The organism is Wolbachia endosymbiont of Frankliniella intonsa (assembly GCF_029856955.1).
Classification (GTDB): domain Bacteria; phylum Pseudomonadota; class Alphaproteobacteria; order Rickettsiales; family Anaplasmataceae; genus Wolbachia.
The window spans coordinates 1105187-1125276 of sequence record NZ_CP097148.1; the positions used below are offsets into that span (position 1 = coordinate 1105187).

Annotated in this window: 10 protein-coding genes and 7 pseudogenes; 6 read left to right on the forward strand and 11 right to left on the reverse strand. The window is 34.1% G+C overall.

Features of this window, described 5'->3' with window-relative positions; translation table 11 throughout:
- Positions 1–174: 174 nt before the first annotated feature.
- Together M3L71_RS06145 and M3L71_RS06150 are read right to left on the reverse strand one after the other, a co-directional pair.
- A complete protein-coding gene (locus tag M3L71_RS06145; RefSeq protein ID WP_280143391.1) occupies positions 175–1032 on the reverse strand; it encodes an IS630 family transposase in 858 nt (285 codons plus the stop codon).
- 61 nt (positions 1033–1093) lie between these two features.
- Positions 1094–1225: pseudogene (locus tag M3L71_RS06150) on the reverse strand (IS630-like element ISWpi10 family transposase); the annotation flags it as partial.
- Here M3L71_RS06150 and M3L71_RS06155 point away from each other — a divergent pair.
- Positions 1219–1341: a hypothetical protein gene (locus tag M3L71_RS06155; protein WP_280143392.1), complete on the forward strand. Its 123-nt coding sequence runs from the start codon at positions 1219–1221 to the stop codon at positions 1339–1341. The pseudogene M3L71_RS06150 and the gene M3L71_RS06155 sit on opposite strands and share 7 nt — an antisense overlap.
- A gap of 179 nt (positions 1342–1520) precedes the next feature.
- Here the strand turns inward: M3L71_RS06155 and M3L71_RS06160 are convergent.
- From M3L71_RS06160 to M3L71_RS08475, 4 genes and pseudogenes are all read right to left on the reverse strand, one after another.
- A pseudogene (locus M3L71_RS06160) lies at positions 1521–2794 on the reverse strand (IS4 family transposase).
- A gap of 84 nt (positions 2795–2878) precedes the next feature.
- Entirely contained in the window at positions 2879–3067 is a 189-nt protein-coding gene (locus tag M3L71_RS06165; RefSeq protein ID WP_280143393.1) for a hypothetical protein, read from the reverse strand.
- A gap of 170 nt (positions 3068–3237) precedes the next feature.
- Complete coding sequence (locus M3L71_RS06170; protein WP_280143394.1) at positions 3238–3894, reverse strand: JAB domain-containing protein; 657 nt, start codon at positions 3892–3894, stop codon at positions 3238–3240.
- Between the two features lie 165 nt (positions 3895–4059).
- Positions 4060–4775, reverse strand: a pseudogene (locus tag M3L71_RS08475) (helix-turn-helix transcriptional regulator); the annotation flags it as partial.
- 54 nt (positions 4776–4829) lie between these two features.
- Here M3L71_RS08475 and M3L71_RS06180 point away from each other — a divergent pair.
- A protein-coding gene (locus M3L71_RS06180; protein ID WP_280143396.1) for an IS630 family transposase occupies positions 4830–5689 on the forward strand; the annotation gives its coding sequence in 2 pieces (ribosomal slippage) (positions 4830–5154 and positions 5154–5689; 861 coding nt in all).
- 28 nt (positions 5690–5717) lie between these two features.
- On the opposite strand, the pseudogene M3L71_RS06185 reads toward M3L71_RS06180, so the two are convergent.
- From M3L71_RS06185 to rnhA, 3 pseudogenes are all read right to left on the reverse strand, one after another.
- A pseudogene (locus M3L71_RS06185) lies at positions 5718–5895 on the reverse strand (helix-turn-helix domain-containing protein); the annotation flags it as partial.
- A 67-nt stretch (positions 5896–5962) separates the two neighbouring features.
- Positions 5963–7726: pseudogene (mutL, locus tag M3L71_RS06190) on the reverse strand (DNA mismatch repair endonuclease MutL).
- A gap of 92 nt (positions 7727–7818) precedes the next feature.
- Positions 7819–8242: pseudogene (gene rnhA, locus M3L71_RS06195) on the reverse strand (ribonuclease HI); the annotation flags it as partial.
- A gap of 417 nt (positions 8243–8659) precedes the next feature.
- Between rnhA and M3L71_RS06200 the strand changes: the two are divergent.
- From M3L71_RS06200 to M3L71_RS06210, 3 genes and pseudogenes are all read left to right on the forward strand, one after another.
- Positions 8660–9553, forward strand: a complete 894-nt coding sequence (locus M3L71_RS06200) for an Rpn family recombination-promoting nuclease/putative transposase (protein ID WP_280143397.1) — start codon at positions 8660–8662, stop codon at positions 9551–9553.
- A gap of 504 nt (positions 9554–10057) precedes the next feature.
- Positions 10058–11062, forward strand: a pseudogene (locus M3L71_RS06205) (IS630 family transposase).
- A 226-nt stretch (positions 11063–11288) separates the two neighbouring features.
- Positions 11289–13412 carry a heme lyase CcmF/NrfE family subunit gene (locus M3L71_RS06210; protein ID WP_458695200.1) on the forward strand — a complete coding sequence of 708 codons (2124 nt, stop codon included), beginning with the start codon at positions 11289–11291 and terminating at the stop codon, positions 13410–13412.
- 48 nt (positions 13413–13460) lie between these two features.
- Here M3L71_RS06210 and M3L71_RS06215 read toward each other — a convergent pair whose 3' ends face one another.
- Positions 13461–15980, reverse strand: coding sequence for an ankyrin repeat domain-containing protein (locus M3L71_RS06215; RefSeq protein WP_280143399.1), 2520 nt, complete (start codon positions 15978–15980; stop codon positions 13461–13463).
- 113 nt (positions 15981–16093) lie between these two features.
- Between M3L71_RS06215 and mutS the strand changes: the two genes are divergently transcribed.
- Entirely contained in the window at positions 16094–18604 is a 2511-nt protein-coding gene (gene mutS, locus M3L71_RS06220; RefSeq protein WP_280143400.1) for a DNA mismatch repair protein MutS, read from the forward strand.
- A 61-nt stretch (positions 18605–18665) separates the two neighbouring features.
- On the opposite strand, the gene M3L71_RS06225 is transcribed toward mutS, so the two are convergent.
- On the reverse strand, positions 18666–20066 hold the full coding sequence (locus M3L71_RS06225; RefSeq protein WP_280143401.1) for an ankyrin repeat domain-containing protein: 1401 nt from the start codon (positions 20064–20066) through the stop codon (positions 18666–18668).
- Positions 20067–20090 lie beyond the last annotated feature (24 nt).

Genomic DNA, 20090 nt, shown 5'->3' on the forward strand with positions numbered 1-20090 from the left:
TAGGGAAACAACCAGTAGCAAGTTTGATAGTCTTAATGCTAAAATGGATGAAGTAGACATTAAATGCTAAGTGGTTAATGTGTTTTCCATATTGAACTTACAGTACGTAGCTTTGATATAGAAGTTTGGGTAATGTTATGATAGTATAGCTCTTTTCATAATAGTCCGGAAAGTTCATAGAAAAGCAGAATCAACAGCATGACGAAAAGATGTGAATAGAGGGATGTTTTTCCTAGCTCTATTTTTTATAGCAAACCAATGATGCTCAATTTTATTGAAATCTGGGGAATACGTAGGAAGATACAAAATTTCAGCACCAACTTCTTTAGCAAGTTCAGTAATCTTATTAGACTTATGAAAAGTAGCATTATCAAGGATAACAGTTTGTCCAGGTTCCAAAATAGGTGTCAAAAACTGCTCAAACCATTTATTAAAGATATCCATATTACAATGGCCCTCAAATGTTAACGGAACAACTATTTTTCTACTATTTAGAGCTGCAATCATGCTAATTCGTTGAGTTTTCTTTCCAGATTTTAGGGCATAAAATCGCTGTCCTTTCTGAGAATATCCATAGGGATAGTCTTCGGTATTATCAATACCAGATTCATCTATATATACTAAGTTTTGAGGTTCTTTCGTTGCTATAATTTTCAAAAATTCAGCACGTTTTTCTTCATTCCTTTCTTTGTATCCATATGTCTTTTTGCGTGTGAGTCCAATTTTTTTAAGAGCTAGATGAATCGTTGGGATACTAACATTACTCCAAAGCTTAGCCATTTCCGATAGAGTTTTTCCACCATGTTTTTTGGCAAATTCAGTAAATTTATTCCAGTCGGTAATTTTATGATTATAACCTCCATTTCCAAGTTTTTTCGACTGAAAATCTCCTGTTTCTTTTTTTCTTTGCTGCCACTCCCATAATGTAGTTCTTCCAATTTTAAATCTTTCTGCTACCGTTTCTCTGCTTTCCCCTTCGTCTAGTACCTCCATTGCTTTTTTTCTTAAATCATAACTATATGCTGCTGGCATACTTACCTTCACTACTATAAACTCTTATTTTAAACCGTTTGGAACATTATGAAAAGAGCTATACTATACTTTCTTTTCCTGCTATCACCGCTTGTAACTTTTTTGAAACATATGCGTTATTTCTTACCTTTTTTAACATTTCTTTCGCTAAATTTACAACTCTTTCGTCTAATAGTTTTGACCTTAATGCCATTTATACCTCGCTATTTCACTTACTCTAGTATGACTTTTTTTCCCCATTATTCTCTATCTGTTCTTTCTATAGCGGGAATTGGTATGAGCAGTACTGGATCACTGCCATTAAGTTAAGGGAAAGAGAAGTTAAGATTGGACAAAAAATTTGAAGTGATTGATAATTATGGTAAATACTAGGGTGAATTTTTAAGAAAAGGGAGTCTGAAAAGTGCAAGTTATTTAAAAAAGTAATAATTGCAGGTTATTTTGCAAAGAATGTACTAATACAATGATACTGAAAAGATATCTTGAATTTAAAACACATGTTTTCTAGCTCTTTTCTGGTAGTTGAGTGAACGAATATCAGATATCTTATGACGATTAACTCTTCTCCCTTTTCTCACCACTAAAGTGTTCATCAAAAATAACTGTGATAGTCGATACATAATGCAGTCTATGTCTGACTCTGTAGAAAAAATATCAAAGGATAAGTTTTTAATCGCATTAAATGAGACAGATTTATTGATGCTTTTTTAGTTCACTATTCTGTGAGCTCAATGTCTCTTCATCATCTTCTATCATGATACTTTCTAGATTACTGATGAAGATAGTTGACCAAAAATCCTGCTTGATAGTTTCAATACTTTTTCCTGTGAAATTCTCTAAATTTAATCTTCCCTTCAGCCTAGAAAAATGTTTCTACTCCCCAGCGCAAGTAATATAATCTCTCAAACTCTTCAACTGTAAAACGTTTCTCATCTAACAGAGATGTTACTAATACTTCAACTTCTCCAGAAGAAAGTATTATTTTGACTAACCTGAATTTCATCTCATCAGGTAATCCTAGCTTTCGTAGCTGTCTTGCTACTTTAATAGGTGCGGTAGACACTACCACCGTACTAGATGGGCTTTCCGGCTTAAACATAGCGTTTATTTCATTGAAAGACGAACTTGAACAGCGAATTATATAATTGATTTTCCTTCCTGTAAGCTCAGCAAGAAATCGATAAGATACGTATCCTCTATCACAGATTAACAAATCGTCTGATTTTATGGATTCAAGCATACCGATCGCTAAATCAACCTCATAGCTGTCACCTCTACTTAGCACAGATTTTATTGCAATATTATTTGGCACATCGTAGCAAACTTCAAAGGTTGCACTTGTATAGTCTTCAAATCTCTGGATTCGATTTCATACTGCTCTTGAGCCAAACTCGCCTATTATTTTGTCGCTCTTTGGCAGAATCAGTATTGAAGCATCAAATGCAAGTACTCTGAAGCCATGGTGGGTTTTAAATTCCTGATCTTGTTAGTATAGGGAAACTATATCATCATTTAACTCTGAAAACGCAGTATGCTTTAGCTTCTTTCTTGCTTGAGTAAATGCACTTGCCGTAATTGTGTAATCTTTTCTTGTATGCAGAACAAACTCATTAAGCATTACTTGTAATGACTTTACACTCTTTCTAAAAATCAGGAGAAATACACTAATGAAGGGCAGATTTCTTTTTCGTGAGAAGTCTTTTGAGGATGCTCTGTGTGCGTTTATAAAGTTTAAACTCATCAATTTATTTTTTATAAACATGATTATTCTTTTTTTTACTCATGTCATTACTTCTTTTAATTTGTGGATCTTACCTGATTTTACAATACAGTCCATCACTTTCCCTTAACTTAATGGCAGTGATATTTCCTCAGGCTTTTTAGCCTTATTAATTTTTCTTACAAAGGTGTTAGTACGACCTATTCCTACAATAGCATTTAACACCTCACCTTTTGATAATCTATCAAGATCAATGTTTAACTCGCAAGTACCTCCTTCTTGATCATCAAAAGGTACAATTATTTTATTACTCATATTAGCCTCCGCTATTAAATATATTTAACTAAGTCTATAACCGACTTTATTACTTTATTATTAATTTAGTATATACTTTCTCATTAATTGTAAGCAATAATTAATGCACTTGCAAATACTTTCTTCATTCAAGTAGTTAAACAACTCATGAAAATCTTCAAATATCTGCTTTATAACAGTCCTTGCTCTTTAAAGCTAAAATACCCAACACTTGTGATGATAATGTGATCCAGTAACCTAATCCCTATAGTCTGACAAGCTTTAGCCAAGTCTTTAGTTACAGCTTCATCCTCATCAGATGGCTTTAACCTTCCTTCTGGTTGGTTATGCGATATTATTATTGACGTCGCTTTTCTTATTAATGCCTTTCTTGTAATCTCCTTTATGTATACTGGTGCTTTTTCCATTTCACCAATATAGGATTCTTCTCCGATTAATTGGCGCCTCTTATTCAAATACAGTATTTTTACACATTCCCTTTCTGAGTGTCCTATACTTACGTTCAAATACTCTACTAGCCCTTGTAAGTCCATTATTGGGTCACTCTTAAGCTTTTCTCTGAGCACCCTTTCTAGTGTTTCCTTAACACACATAATCATTGCTACTGCAGAATCAGTTACTCCTTCTATAACTTTCAGGTCATCCATTTCTCGGACTAAAATCCTTCCTACTCCCGTATAGCTATTCACCAGATTTTTAGCAATTTCTTGAGCTTGTGGTCTTTCATGTACTGCACTTAGAAACGTTTCCATTATTTCACGATCAAGTAGTACTTTGCCTTTGCTTTCTAATATTATGAATTCGATTTCTTCTTTACTTTTATTCATATAATTTACCCTTCACTAACAACAAACTTTTTTTAGATATTTACTGCTGTTTTTTTATCAGCATTGGCATAGAGCCATAGCTTTCGAGTGAAGTCAAATCAATTTTTCAATCTTTTTTACTTATTTTTTCATCTAAGAGTAAAGATATTAATATATACTGATTTTTTATTGTTGAATTTCTCCTAAAGAGAGGCCTGTTATTTGCAAAATAATATCGGTAGAAATTCCTCCTTTCACTAAATCCTTTATCTTTTCTGCTCTTTTCACTTTCTCTTCGCAAATCCGTATGCCTTCAAACAGAGATTTTATTAGTACATTACTTGGCTTTTAATCTTTTTGTATTCTTCTATTAACTTTGATAGCTCTGCTTCACTATTCTCATTTTCTCTTGTTTCTGGAAGCAGATCTGTAATATTAATTCTTTGCTATTTCATCTAGCATTTCAAGTATATCTTCCTTGTTCATACTCATATATTCTTTATGCCCACTTTACTTGCCAAATCTTCTTGTGTGTATCCTCTTCTCAACCTCCATTCTTTTATTCTTCGACCTACTTTATACGGAATAGAAATTTTTTTTTCATCATTATCATCTTCATCAATAGATAAACTGGTCGTTTGAGAGATAGAAACTCCTTCCTTAACCAAACCCTTTGCTACTTCTATTTTTACCGCCTTTCCACTTTCTTCCTCACTAATACGGATGAATTTAGTTAATAAATAAAACGTTTCACGTAATTCTTGATCCTTAATCTCTTTATGTCTTCTTACTAGATTTAGTACCTCCTCTTCCTCATACCTTCCCTCATTTGATACTTCTTGTACGCAAGCTAGATCTCTAGCAGTTGTTGATAATGCTTCTGCTAACTCATATATAGCTCTTTTCATAATGGTCCAAACGGTTTAAAATAAGAGTTTATAGTAGTGAAGGTAAGTATGCCAGCAGCATATAGTTATGATTTAAGAAAAAAAGCAATGGAGGTACTAGACGAAGGGGAAAGCAGAGAAACGGTAGCAGCAAGATTTAAAATTGGAAGAACTACATTATGGGAGTGGCAGCAAAGAAAAAAAGAAACAGGAGATTTTCAGTCGAAAAAACTTGGAAATGGAGGTTATAATCATAAAATTACCGACTGGAATAAATTTACTGAATTTGCCAAAAAACATGGTGGAAAAACTCTATCGGAAATGGCTAAGCTTTGGAGTAATGTTAGTATCCCAACGATTCATCTAGCTCTTAAAAAAATTGGACTCACACGCAAAAAAAGACATATGGATACAAAGAAAGGAATGAAGAAAAACGTGCTGAATTTTTGAAAATTATAGCAACGAAAGAACCTCAAAACTTAGTATATATAGATGAATCTGGTATTGATAATACCGAAGACTATCCCTATGGATATTCTCAGAAAGGACAGCGATTTTATGCCCTAAAATCTGGAAAGAAAACTCAACGAATTAGCATGATTGCAGCTCTAAATAGTAGAAAAATAGTTGTTCCGTTAACATTTGAGGGCCATTGTAATATGGATATCTTTAATAAATGGTTTGAGCAGTTTTTGACACCTATTTTGGAACCTGGACAAACTGTTATCCTTGATAATGCTACTTTTCATAAGTCTAATAAGATTACTGAACTTGCTAAAGAAGTTGGTGCTGAAATTTTGTATCTTCCTACGTATTCCCCAGATTTCAATAAAATTGAGCATCATTGGTTTGCTATAAAAAATAGAGCTAGGAAAAACATCCCTCTATTCACATCTTTTCGTCATGCTGTTGATTCTGCTTTTCTATGAACTTTCCGGACTATTATGAAAAGAGCTATAATTTCTCAATTGAAATTCTGCGTGTTCCTTTTTCATATTGCAGTATTACCTGATATGTTGTTCCGATTTTTTTGCTAAATCTTTTTGAGTATATCCCTTTGCTAGCCTACGATTTCTTACTTCCTGTCCTATTACTTTGTAATCTAAAAATTAGAGCATTTATTCTCTTTTTTCACATTTTATACTCATAATCAGAAGAGCAGTTACTTATACTTAATTGGGAACCTTTTTGACAAACTGAACTCATCTCCTTTCAAACAATTTTTCTATATCACTTAGTTTCATTTCTATATACGTTGGTCTTCCGTGATCAGAATATGGAGTTTTCTCAATTTGTCTTAGTATCTCATTCATCTCTTCCAATTTCATTTTTCTTCCTGCTCCGTGGCAAGCGATTATGGATGATATTTTGTTCACCTTATCCTCTATTGGTAGAGTATCTTCTATTTCCATTAACTTATCTACTATATCAACTAGCATCTCTTTTATATCTATTGTTCCCAAGATTGCAGGTATTTCTTTTACCCTTACTTTATCTTCTGATTCTATTTCAATACCAAAACCCATTTCAAAAAGCTTATCTTTATAAGTTTTAACCATCTCCATTCCAGCTTGGTTTTTAATTTCAACTATTTCAGGAATGAGAAGTTTTTGTCTTTTTATGCTTGTTAAGCACTCGTATATCAACCTCTCATAGGCTGCATGTTGATCTACTATAATCAGCCTATCTCCAGCCTCAGCAATAATGTAAGTATTGTGGACCTGACAACGTGCATATCCTAGAGCTCTACCAAATCAATTTGCTTCCTTTCTAAAACCATCGTTCCCTTTTGGGGTGGAGATTCTCCATATTTAAACGTTTCTGGTAAGCTTTGCCTTCTTTCATCTGGTGAATTGAATTATTTCATTAGACGATTTTCTAAAAGACTTGGTCTCTTTTCATAAAACTCTTTTTGATCTTTTTTCTCTTGACTATCAACCTGCTCTTGGCTTTTACTATCATTAAAAATTATCTCCTCTTCAATACCTTGATCACCCGCTGCAAATCTCGTTGATAGTGTTTTTATTATCCCTCTTCTCACTATTTCATATATTAGCCTTTTATTCTGAAATCTTACTTCCGATTTATTTGGATGCACATTTACATCTACTTGGTCATATGGTACTTCTAAATGCAACAATGCAAAAGGATACCTATTGTTTGGAATAAAATCGTGATACGCATATCTAATTGCACCAATAAGTAGATTATCCTTGATTGGCCTTCCATTAACAAACGTATAAATTTGAGTTGAGTTGCCACGATTGACATTAGGTTTACAGATGTGTCCCTTAAGTTTGATGCCTTCTTCTTCCTCTTTAACTTCCAGTGAATTGTTTTGAAATTCTTCTATTTCACATAATCTGTTGAACAGCGAAGTTTGCTTAACATATTTTAAGAGCTTTTATTACCGGAAGTGAGAGTAAACCCAATACTATAATTAATCATCGCTAAGTTATTCACAATATCAACAATACTTTGTGTTTCTGCCCTTTCGGTTTTTAGAAATTTTAGTCTATTTGGAGTGGCAAAAAATAAGTCACGAACTTCAATATATGTACCCTGTAGCAAAGAACAAGGGATAACCTCTCCTATTTTTTCTCCTCCTTCATAACTTATAGACCATGCTTCCTTTGCTCCACTTGCCTTAGACGATAAGTTCATTCTACTTACTGCTGCAATTGAATTCTCCCCTAAAGCCAAGATGTTTGACTTCTATTAACTCACTATCGCTTAATTTTGAAGTAGAGTGGCGCATAAACGCAAGTTCCAAATCTTCCTTTTCTATTCCATTTCCATCGTCTGTTACAGTTATAAGATTACGCCCACCACTTTCTATTTTGATCTCTATCTCTGAACTTCCAGCATCTATTGCATTTTCTACTAATTCCTTTTGCTGGCCTTTCTATTACCTCTCCCGCTGCTATACGATTTATAGTTTTTGTGTCTAAAAGAATTATTGCCATAACACTCCCTCCAATCTATAAAACTTAGAGCTCCCTCTATTTTTTTGTGATTTCTTGATCTCACAATCTCTATATTTTAGCTTTTTAGATTCCTTTCTAGCAAGTCTATCTGCTTCTTTATTATAGGTATTACCACTGTGAGCCTTAACCCACTTCCAGTTAATATCATGCTGCAAGACAATTTCATTCAATTCCTTCCATAATTCCTTGTTCTTTACTGGCTTTTTATCAGCTGTCTTCCAACCATTTGTTTTCCACTTATTGATCCACTCTGTTATACCTTGTTTAATATACTGACTATCAGTGTGTAAAACAACTTTGCAAGAAACTTTCAACATCTTTAGCCCGTTAATCACAGCCTCTAACTCAATTTTGTTATTCGTTGTGTTTTCTTCACCTCCAGAGATGCGTTTTTTGATAAAGATACTTTTATTTTCATACATCACCACGGCTGCCCATCCACCAGGCCCCGGATTTCCATCCATCTGTATATATTATAACCTTCTTTTTGTCCATATTGACAGGATATAGATTTAACATAAATTTGCTACTGAAATGTTGACACTAAGTTTCAAGATCTTTATCATGTAGAGGTGTGGGAGATTAATGAACCTGTCCTCACGATATTAGGTAAATCATAATTGAGCTTTTGGGCTTGTATTTTTATTAGGAGGTTAATCTCTCACACCCAAAATAAGTGTTTTTAAAGCTCTTTATAGCTCATGAATTCATTTGCTGGGGTTTATGGAGGGAGTTGTAAAAGATGATAAAACAAACAGCTAAGGTGCGCAGTAGCATTCTATGGTCATCTATGAAGGTAGTTTTTTTGCCAACTCTTGAAATTTAGCTAACTTTAATAGACTTTAGCACAAAAACGTTGAATATTTCTTCACAATTGTGTATAATTATTAATGCTTTTTAAGTCGATTCCCTATGGCTCTTTCAAAATTTTTAGATCCCAAGCTTGATTTAACATTTAAGAAAATATTCGGTACTGAAAAAAATAAGAATATCCTTATTCACTTTTTGAATGATATTTTGGGGTTTACTGAAATAAATACTATACAAGAAGTTGAATTCCTTAGCACCATTATGGACCCTGAAATTGCCTCTGATAAGCAGAGTATTGTTGATGTTCTGTGCAGAGATTCCACTGGGGCCAGATACGTGATTGAGATGCAACTCGCTCGTGATAAAGGCTTCGAAAAACGGGCTCAATTATATGCTGCTAAGGCTTACTCAAGGCAGGCTGATAAAGGTGGTAAGTACATTGATTTAAAGAAGGTTTTCTTTATTGCTATTTCTAATTGTAATTTATTTCCTGATAAGCTTGATTATATATCTAGCCATACCATAAGAGATGAAAAAACTAATGAGCATGACTTAAAAGATTTTCAATTTATCTTCATTGAGTTACCAAAGTTTCCCAAAAGTAGAGAAGAGCAGCTAGAAAATGTAGTAGATCGTTGGCTATTTTTCTTTAAATATGCAGAAGAAACAACTGATGAAGATTTAAGAAAAATAGCAGAAAAATCACCAATAATAAAGCTAGCATATGATGAATTAGATAAGTTCCATTGGAATGAGAAGGACCTATTAGCTTATGAAGAAAGGGTAATGGATTTACAGAAAGAAGCTGCTATCTTGGAACAAAAACTTGATGATGCTAAACATGAAGGCATCCAAATCGGCCATCAAAAAGGTAAAATTGAAGGTAAAATTGAAGTAGCAAAAAACTCGCTCAAGGCCGGTGTTTCTATAGATGTTATAGCTCACATTACTGGTGTCTCTCATTCTGAAATTTCACAACTCAAAGAAAAAACATAATACTCCTACTTATTCACTTCAACATTGATGAAAATCTTTCCTAAGTTAGACATATCCCCTAATTAAGAATCTAGTGAACTGTCTAAAATCGCTATAAAGATTGCACATAGAATTATATAAATTACTATCATAACATTACCCAAACTTCTATATCAAAGCTACGTGCTGTAAGTTCAATATGGAAAACACATTAACCACTTATTTACCAATTCTAGTCTTGTATTTCTTATTCCTATTTCATCCATTTTAGTATTGGGATCATCAAACTTAGTCTGGTATCCCTAATTATTTTGGCTACCCTCACTTTAAATTTTCCACTACTTGGCATATTATAGCTCCACCTCTTATATTATAACCTACCTGTTGAGATTACCTCCAAGTTTGGTTACTCCTATCTAAGAAAGACAATTTGATACTTCTGATACCAATTCCCGCTATAGAAAGAACAGATAGAGAATAATGGGGAAAAAGTCATACTAGAGTAAGTGAAATAGCGAGGTATAAATGGCATTAAGGTCAAAACTATTAGACGAAAGAGTTGTAAATTTAGCGAAAGAAATGTTAAAAAAGGTAAGAAATAACGCATATGTTTCAAAAAAGTTACAAGCGGTGATAGCAGGAAAAGAAAGTAGTATAAGCGCTGTGGCAAGAATATGTAAAATTTCAAGGACTGCTTTGACTGAATGGATAAAGCATCTAAAATTTGGTAGAGTAGAAAAATTATTTGCCCCGTTTCAGCGGAGAAGAAAAAGCAAATTAAACAAAAATCAACGTGAGCAAATTGAAATATGGGTAGAAAGAAATCCAAATATTACTATTAAGGAAGTACAAATAAAAATCTCAGAGGAATTTGCCTAAACATCAGCAAATCAACAGTGCACCGTGAGATACAAAGGATGAAATTTTCTTACATAACACCGAGGCCAATGGACCATAAACAAGATAAAAACAAGCAAGAAGAGTTTAAAAGATACTTCAATAAAATAGTCAATTTCCACCCTAAAAGGGAGGTGGGTTTTTTGGTGAGTCACGATTTGGGAGTCATTCAAAAATCGGACACGGATGGTTTAAAAAGGGGTCAGAACGCAGGTTAAAATGAAAATTGGTAGACAAAATTTCTATATCTAAAGTGCGGTAAATCCAAGAAGTGGTAAGAAAATTAGCCTACTTGCTCCATATGTAAACACTGATTGTATGAATATATTTCTGGAGCAGATGTCGAAAGATTTAGGCACGAAAGAAGCCTTTCTTGTAATGGATTGTGCAAGTTGGCATAGATCAAAAAGTTTGAAAATTCAGGAAAACATTACCATCATATACTTGCCTCCTTATTCACCGGAACTGAATCCTGTTGAAAGGTTGTGGCAATATATCAAATACAATACTTTACGCAATAGTATCTACGATACCATAGGTTTACTTGAAGATGTTTTGTGTAATTTTATTGTCAATATTTCCAGTACTACTATTAAACGAGTTTGTAATGTTTCTTATTTGTTCCGTCAGTAATGGATTTTGGTATCAGCTGTGCTTTTTTGATTTTTTATTGCTTCCAAAGCTATCTTTGCTTTTAACTCTGGTTCATATTTTTTTGTTGCCATTCTTTTACCCCTTTACCTTCCTACTCGGATCAACCATTTTTTTGGTCTAGTTTATGGGGTGCATTATAAACTTTGTTCCTATATTAAAACTTTAACTCCCAATTTATTATTAGTAATATCATTATATGAATCTTATGCCTGAATTTGGGAATATATTGTTATTGGTAGCCTGTTTGTTATCTTTAACTTATTTGTTTCTACCGTTTAGTTCTTACCGATTCGTCTCCTCTGCCATATTTTTTTGTGTGTCAGCATCAATGGCTATTTTGATATACTGCCACATTAAAAATGATTTCTCACTTGAAAACGTATATTACCACTCACACACAACAAAACCTTTAATCTATAAGATTTGTGGTGTTTGGGGAAATAAAGAAGGGTCTATGTTGCTTTGGACCTTAGTGCTTGTCATGTATTTATTACTAATGGATATTTATATACCTTCTGTCATCCCAGTGCCCAGACACTGGGATCCAGACAATTTAATTGCAAATGAGTACATCAAATGGCAGTGTAATAAAAACTGGATTCCAGTGTCAGCTACTTGCATGACACCAGAACGAACTAATGGTAGTAAATTAAAAAAAATATCTCTTATCACCCAAGGCTTGATTTGCTTTTGTTTTTTACTGTTCACTTTACTTGAATCCAGCCCCTTCACTAAAATGCCAGGCATTGAAACAGATGGACTGGGTTTTAATCCGATATTGCAGGATATAGGCCTTGCTATTCATCCACCGGTATTATATTTGGGGTACCTTGGATTTAGCGTTCCTTTTTCGCTCTCTATAGCTGGATTAATTTTAAATACTGAAGGAAATGTTTGGGCTAAAATTGTCAGGCCTTGGGTACTTATTTCTTGGTCGCTGCTCACTTTGGGCATCAGCTTGGGTAGCTGGTGGGCATATCGTGAACTCGGTTGGGGTGGATTCTGGTTCTGGGATCCAGTGGAAAACGTTTCTTTGATGCCTTGGCTAATTGCAGTGGCGCTGACACATTTGTTGCTCGTTGTACGAAATTTCAATACTTTAAGGAATTTCGCTATTTTACTTACGCTTACAACTTTTATATTGAGTGTGACTGGAACATTTCTAGTCCGCTCAGGAATACTTACCTCAGTGCACACATTTGCGGATGATCCAAAATATGGATTATATATATTAGCTTTGCTCAGCGTAATTACAGTCAGTAGTTTAGTAGTATTTATCGTATTTGTAAAAAAGAATAGATCTCTTGCACAACCACCTGTCATTCCAGTGCTTGACACTGGGATCCAGGAAAAAAATATGTGGTCACGCGCTGGAATGACATCAGGGGACATACCAAAGCAAAACTTCCCTATTTTCTCACGTTTTACAATGATGCTAATAAACAATCTATTATTTATTACTGCATTTTTTATCGTATTTGTTGGCACTTTATACCCTACAGTGCTTGAGTATTTAACCGGTGAATTAATTTCAGTTGGAGCACCATATTACAATTCTTTATTTAACTCTATTGCACTAGCTATTCTAGTGCTCACCATGATAGGGCAATACTGCAGTTGGCAGGGAAATAGTCTATTGCCAATATTCCGTGAATATAGATTTTCATTTTGTAGTGCTGCAGCTATTTTGCCGTTTATCTTTCACATGGAGCTAATGATTGTGCTATCAATTACAATCTCCATAGCATTATTAATCTTTGTTTTAGAAGCATATAGTAAAAGAATTTGTTTATTTAAGGTAGCATTTGGTGAATCAATTTTATTAGCAAGAAGAGTTTCTAAGTCCTACTATGCAATGATGCTTGCTCATGCTGGAGTGACAATTCTAGTGCTTGGTATATCTTATTCAGTTGGTTGGCAGGAGAAAAAAGAAAACTACTTGGGAATAGGAGACAGCATAACAGTCAATAAATTTAAAGTTACTTTACGAAATATTGAGCTAATAAAAGAAAAAAATTTCCATGCAGTGAGGGGTACAATGGATATCAGGAATTTGCTGAATAATAAGATATTAGGTGAAGTAACTCCTGAATATAGATTTTACCTTGCGGAAGGTCAGAAAAATGTTGAAAGCAGTATCTACCACAATTTATTTTCTGATATTTATGTTGTAATTGGAGAGATTGATAAGAGTAAGAGCAAAATTGCAGCTAAAGTGCACTATAAACCTGGAATGTCTATAATCTGGCTTGGATCCTTTCTTATCGCTTTTGGTTCGCTCCTTGCTGCTTTGCCTTCTAGCAAAAAAGTAGTTCCTTCAGTATCATAAATTGCATTTTTTGGCAATTTAAACTTAAGCTAAGCAACACTAACCTTGCTAGCGAATTTTCTCTATGTTCTGTTGTACAATAGGAAATAAAGATATATTTTCTAATGAAGAACTTACATGATATATGGAATCTACTTCCTCAGGCCTTTTAAAATATCCCTGCTTAATAGCTTCGTAGACAGAAGAACCACCAAGCAAGCAGTTCTCACCTAACTCTTCTTTATAATTTTTAAACTTTTCCAATATTTCCTCCTTGTTACTCACTTCTACTATAATTTTTCCTGCATTTTGCACATCAGAATACAATCTAGCATCTACTTTTCCCAAATCAGTATGAAAAGTCAGTACTATATTACCTATAAGGTAAGTATAATTTCTTACCCCACCTTCCGTTAAAATTTCTATCTCGCTTTCACCGATTGCTATCACGTCTCTTCGAAATTCTGTGCTTTCATCTGTTCCATTTATGATTTTTGCAACCTCGACTATACTATTCTTTGAGTATTTCAAGTAGAAAGTGAAGTTGTCCATTTTTGCCTCTTTTACCTTGCCAGTAGTTGCGTTTTTTGCAGCTTCCAAAAACCTTAGAGAATAATGTATATAGCTTTTACGTGCTTCTTTCAGATTAGCTTTGTGGTCTTTAAACTTCTCTAGTTTATCAATTACAATTATACTACTTAGAGTTTCAAATACTGCACCTCTTTTTACCAAATTACATACTATGCGACTAGCAACTTCTATGTCCCTTTCACCTTGAAAAATCTTTAATTCACTAATTCTTCTTATTACATAATCTGTAAAATTATACTTACTCTCATAAGTATTTTCATATATATTTCCCTCACAAGTAAGATTGAACCTTACCTTAGATTTTATAGCTTCATTTACAACCTGTTCTAGCTGATTTATGTCTTGAGCTTTATCTAATCGATCTAAATATTTCAATGGGTCTTGCTTATCTAGTGTGAAATCATTCCATAAATTTATATATTTGTCTTCTCCATTAAGGTCAACTTGTGTTTTTTTACGAAAAGTTCCATAAAGAACATCATCAGTTAAAAAGTACTCTTTAATATTACGGTTGGGATTATTAACTGCAAATTCTATTGGGGTTTTACCTTTCTTATCCTTTATATCAGGATTAGCTCCTTTCCTTAGAAGCAATTTGATGATTGTACCACAATGACCAGAACGAGTAGCATAATGCAAAGGCGTTCTTCCTGTGTCGTCCTTTTCATTAGGATCAGCACCTGAATTCAACAGTAAATCTATGAATTCTCCCGCATTGCTACATTCCATACTTGATAGAATATGCAGTATTGTCAGTTTAGATTCTCCTCTTTTAAGGTTGAGGATTGTTTTTAGATCTTGATTACTTTTATGATCCAGTAAAAATTTTTTAATTTTTTCAACATCGTTCTTATAATCCTTATAAGTAACATGTGGAAAGTCTTTAAAAGTACTTAAGAATTTTTTATTCAACTCCTTCTGACTCTCTGTTAAGTTGGACATGTCAACAAGCCACGTAGATATCAGCTTACCAAATGCACCTCTTTCAGCAATATCAGTTAAAGAACAGTCATTGCGAAGTACCAGCGAGTATTTAATCAATTCATATTCATCATCCTCTTGTTGCTGTGTTTCTTCTGCTTTCTTAGAGTGCTTAAAATCATTTTTTATTAATTCAATCAAGAGCTTTAATGTGTTAAAACTTTTATGTCCCAATAAAGGATCTGCTTTGTTTTCAAGTAGAATTCTTGCTATTTCTGAATAGCCATTTCTAATAGCCCAGCATAACGGAGTACGCCCGTATTTATCCGCTATGTCAACAGCAGCTTCCTTTTCTATGATAGCTTTTACTATTTCCACTTGGCAATTTTCAGCAGAAACAGCATGATGTAATGCAGTACTCTCAGCCTGACTTACTGCATCAACATTAGCTCCCGTGTCTAATAGGAGTTCTACTATCTCTTTATTTGCATTGTGAGCAGCACAATGCAAAGGAGTACACCCATTTTGATCTGCTGTATTAACATTAGCCCCGTTTGCTATGAGAACTTTTATTATCTCTGTATAACCAAAGCGAACAGCAGCGTGTAAAGGAGTTATCTTAACTTTATCTACTGCATCAACATTAGCCCCCTTGTCTAATAGGAGTTCTACTATCTCTTTATGTCCATTGTGAGCAACAGAATGCAAAGGAGTACACCCATCTTGATCTGCTGCATTAACATTAGCCCCGTTTGCTATGAGAATCTCTACCACTCCTATACTACCACTTGCAGCAGCAAAGTGTAAAGGATTCCATCCATCTTGATCTGCTGTATTAACATTACCCCCTTTTTTTATTAAAAGCTCTGCTATCTTTACAAGATCATTTCTAGCAGCTATATGTAACAATGTACTTTGATCATCGAATGTATAATTTATGTTAAATCCATTATCTTGCCACTTTTTATACGTGTCTGGATCTTCTTTTTCCAATTCCTCTTTTACCCTTTCGATTATATTGTTCTCATTTAAGTCACTTATTGTCCTTAATATTTTTAACAACCGTTCATATTCCATAATTCTACCTCAAACTGTTTGTTTTTGTACTATAGCTAAAAAAAAATATTGATCCATAATAAAATAACCAACACCAGAGTAAGTGGTTTGCTGCTAACATATTTAAAAATGTTATGAACTTAATAAGAGAAAAAAATACCCCTGTAATGGAGCAATATTTAAATTTGAAAGCTCAATACACGGATCATCTATTGTTTTATAGACTGGGCGATTTTTATGAATTGTTTTTCGATGATGCTATTAAAGCTGCGAAATTGCTGAATATAGTGCTAACCAAGAGGGGCAATTCAAATGGGCAAGAAATACCAATGTGTGGAGTGCCAGCACACAGTAGTGAGTCTTACCTGCACAAGCTAATAGATTTAGGATTCAAAGTAGCAATCTGTGACCAATTAGAAACTGCTGATGAAGCAAAAAAGAGGGGCTATAAATCCATAGTAAAACGTGATGTAGTACGAGTTGTAACTCCAGGTACAATTATAGAAGATTCGCTACTGGAGGATAAAAGCAATAATTATCTCGCATGCATAGTTGAACAAAATGACGAATATGCTATTGGTTGTCTTGAATTATCAACGGGAAAGTTTTTTCACACTTTAACGAATTTGAAAGCTCTAGATAGTGATTTATTGCGTATATCACCAAGAGAATTATTAATTTCTGAAAAATTCACTGAGGACGAAAAAATTAGATCGATTTTAAAAAATTATAAAATATCAATTACGCAACACGCACAGAGTTTTTTTGAGTATAGTAAATCTCACAGAACGTTATGCGAGTTTTATAAAATCAGGGAACTTGGGAGTATAGGAAATTTCAGCAAAGTAGAAATCATGGCGTGCGGTGCACTGCTTGAATATGTCAGAGTAACACAAAGGGGCTCCATTCCAAGGCTTGAATTCCCAAAAAACTATAAGCAACAAAATTTCATGCTTATTGATGCTTCAGCAAGGAGAAATCTTGAGTTGTTTTCAACTCAATTTGGTGAAAAGAAAGGTTCACTAATTTCAGTTATTGATCACACAGTTACAGCCTCTGGTGTACGCCTGCTCAACCAAATGCTCGCTTCACCCCTTGCTTGCTCTAAGGCAATTAATTTGAGGCTCAGCACCGCTCAATTTTTTGTAAATAATCATGAGCCACGCAGAAAAATACGAGAGATATTATCTAACATTCCAGATATTGAGAGGTCTTTATCGCGCTTAATACTAGGGCGTGGTTCACCAAAGGATATGAACCTATTAAAAATAGGCCTAGGAAAAACTTTAGAGTTGTCTGAGTTTCTGTCTACCTTGCATAATTATTGTTTAAGTGAAAAATCAGAAATTAACTCTCAGATGTCATTCCAGTGCTTGACCAGAGAAAAGGAACCAGTGTCTACTACTCAGGTGATAAGTAGTGACGAAAGTGAACTAAGCACAATACATAAAAGCCTTGGCAATCATAAAGACCTATTTGAACTGTTAAATAGTGCTATACTTGATAATAACCTCAGTTCCGTGAAAGAAGGAGGATTTATTCACTCAAAATACAACTCAGAATTATCTGAGTTATCCTACATATTAAATAATAGTAATAAACTAATAACCAAACTCCGTGAATCTTATCGCGACCTAACTGGTATTGCCGCACTTAAAATATTACATAACAACATACTCGGTTATTACGTTGAAGTGTCGGCAAATCACAAAATAACTTCGGATATATTTATTCATAGACAAAGCTTAGCAAATAGCATGCGCTACACTACTAATGAATTGAAAGAACTAGAAAATAAAATTCTTACGGCACGTGATGCTGCAATCGGCTTAGAAATGAAAATTTTTAGTGAACTGTGTAGTGAAGTCGCTAAAGAATCTGAAAAAATTGCTCTTGCTGCAAATGCTTTGGCAAAACTTGATATTAGAACCGCGTTTGCAGAGCTTGCAGTGCAAAATAATTACGTAAAACCCATCATTGATGACAGCAAAGAGTTCAATATCTGTAGCGGAAGACATCCAGTGGTTGAAGTTAACGATAAATTCATTTCAAATAGCATCAATTTAGCTGGTATACATCTAATTACTGGGCCTAATATGGCGGGAAAAAGCACTTTTTTGAGGCAAAACGCTCTCATTGCAGTTTTAGCTCACATGGGGTCATTTGTGCCAGCAGAGAGTGCGCATATAGGAGTGATTGACAAGATATTTAGCAGGGTTGGTGCAACAGATAATATAACAGCTGGTTATTCTACCTTCATGGTAGAGATGATCGAAACAGCAACGATAGTAAATCAGGCAACAGATCGTTCCTTGGTGATACTTGATGAAATTGGTAGGGGCACAGGAGTGTATGATGGATTATCTATTGCACAGGCAGTGATTGAACATATTCACAATGTAAATAAGTGCCGCGCCATTTTTGCAACTCATTATCATGAATTGACTAAAGTAGGTGAATACTTAGAAAATGTGAAATGTTTTTGTATGAAAATAAAAGAATGGAAAGGAGAAGTCATCTTTTTACATGAAGTAATTGAGGGCTTTGCAGATGAGTCATATGGAATACATGTAGCAAAACTTGCTGGTTTTCCTGATTCTGTTTTAAACAGAGCAAGAGAAGTATTTGAGGAGCTAAAGGCTTGAGGAAAGTAACATTATATTACTCCACAATTATGGAGTTTTAGCAATCTATGGCGCTTTAATTTTAGTCAGCTTTCTGAGTAGCTGAATTAACGTAGCATTGATCTATTGCCACATTGGTCAAGATTACAGTTCCACCACCTACAACTGCACCTACAGCTCCTAATGCTAGTTGAGTACCAATTCCAGCATCAGACCCAATGATTAATGGAGCAAGAAAATATAATGCTAAAGCGCAAGTTATTGCAGCTACACTTATAACAGCCAGCTTTCTCGGACAAAAATTTTCTGGTGCCTCAGCACTAGATATGAATGATGATTTTACTAGATTTTTTCTACTTTCATGATCTAAAAAGCCACTCACTGTTCTCATTATAGGACGGGTAGAGCCGTCACCAGTCAAGTCAATTCTATCTTCCACTATATCATTAAGTTCTTTAACTTGAGCTTTATATTCGTCCCAGTAGACTGATAACTCTTGTTGGTCATTGAGAAGATCTGGTTTATTTGAAGTTGTTAAACAGTGTGAGTCATGTTTCAAAATATATCGAATTGTAGCTTTCCCTATATCTATATGCCCTTTAGTAATTGCATACTTTAAAACACCTTCTGCTTTTTCCATTCCAACATTAAGATCAGCACCAGCTTTTATCAATAATTCTACTATCTTTGGAGAATTATTAGATATAGCAATATCTAAAGGGACCCTCTCATTACAACCTTTAATATTTAAGTTTGCTTTTTGTTCTATTAAATAACTTATAAATTTTAAGGTTTCATCAGATTTTTCATCGTCTATGTCTTTATATTGGTCATATATTCTAATTGCAAAATTCAACGCAGTCTCACCCTTTAACGCAATACCACCAATAATTAATTTCCGATAGCTTTTTACCTCTTGATTTATTAAGTTAACATCCGCGCCGTTTTCTATTAAAGCCTTAGCTCCTTTGAAATTGCCTCGTGCAATTTGCAGATGAAGTGAGTAACGACCAAAACGATCAGTTACATTAGGATTTGCACCTTGTTCAATCAAATACCTTACAATTTTATCATTAAATTTGTGATCATGAGTTGCATGTTGTAGTGGCTCAGGATTTCGCGATAACTCATTTTTAGCTATTGATTTATTCATCTGACAGATTGATTTGACTAACTCTAAATCTTTTTTCATAACTGCCTTTCCGACTGCATTGACGAATTGTACACCTTGCTCTATTAGATATTTAGCCATTTTACTATCAATAGCATAACCTAATAAATTTTCACCATCTGGGGCATTAATATGAGTAACAACATCTTTAATAATAGAGCTGTTTTTCTCAAAAATTGATTTTACTTTTTCTAAGTCATTCTCCTTAACAGCTCTAAGAAGCTTTTTTAATACAGAATGTTTCTTCTCACTTTTAGATTGAAATTTCTCTCTTTCAGCTAGAATTTTGTCTAGTTTTTCTTCAGGATTCATAAATACACCTCAATACACACAATC

Bases quoted from the DNA above. Each gene is read 5' to 3' on its own strand.
- M3L71_RS06145 (WP_280143391.1), bottom strand. From the start codon at position 1,032: ATGCCAGCAGCATATAGTTATGATTTAAGAAAAAAAGCAATGGAGGTA.
- M3L71_RS06155 (WP_280143392.1), top strand. From the start codon at position 1,219: ATGCCATTTATACCTCGCTATTTCACTTACTCTAGTATGACTTTTTTT.
- M3L71_RS06165 (WP_280143393.1), bottom strand. From the start codon at position 3,067: ATGAGTAATAAAATAATTGTACCTTTTGATGATCAAGAAGGAGGTACT.
- M3L71_RS06170 (WP_280143394.1), bottom strand. From the start codon at position 3,894: ATGAATAAAAGTAAAGAAGAAATCGAATTCATAATATTAGAAAGCAAA.
- M3L71_RS06200 (WP_280143397.1), top strand. From the start codon at position 8,660: ATGGCTCTTTCAAAATTTTTAGATCCCAAGCTTGATTTAACATTTAAG.
- M3L71_RS06210 (WP_458695200.1), top strand. From the start codon at position 11,289: ATGCCTGAATTTGGGAATATATTGTTATTGGTAGCCTGTTTGTTATCT.
- M3L71_RS06215 (WP_280143399.1), bottom strand. From the start codon at position 15,980: ATGGAATATGAACGGTTGTTAAAAATATTAAGGACAATAAGTGACTTA.
- mutS (WP_280143400.1), top strand. From the start codon at position 16,094: ATGAACTTAATAAGAGAAAAAAATACCCCTGTAATGGAGCAATATTTA.
- M3L71_RS06225 (WP_280143401.1), bottom strand. From the start codon at position 20,066: ATGAATCCTGAAGAAAAACTAGACAAAATTCTAGCTGAAAGAGAGAAA.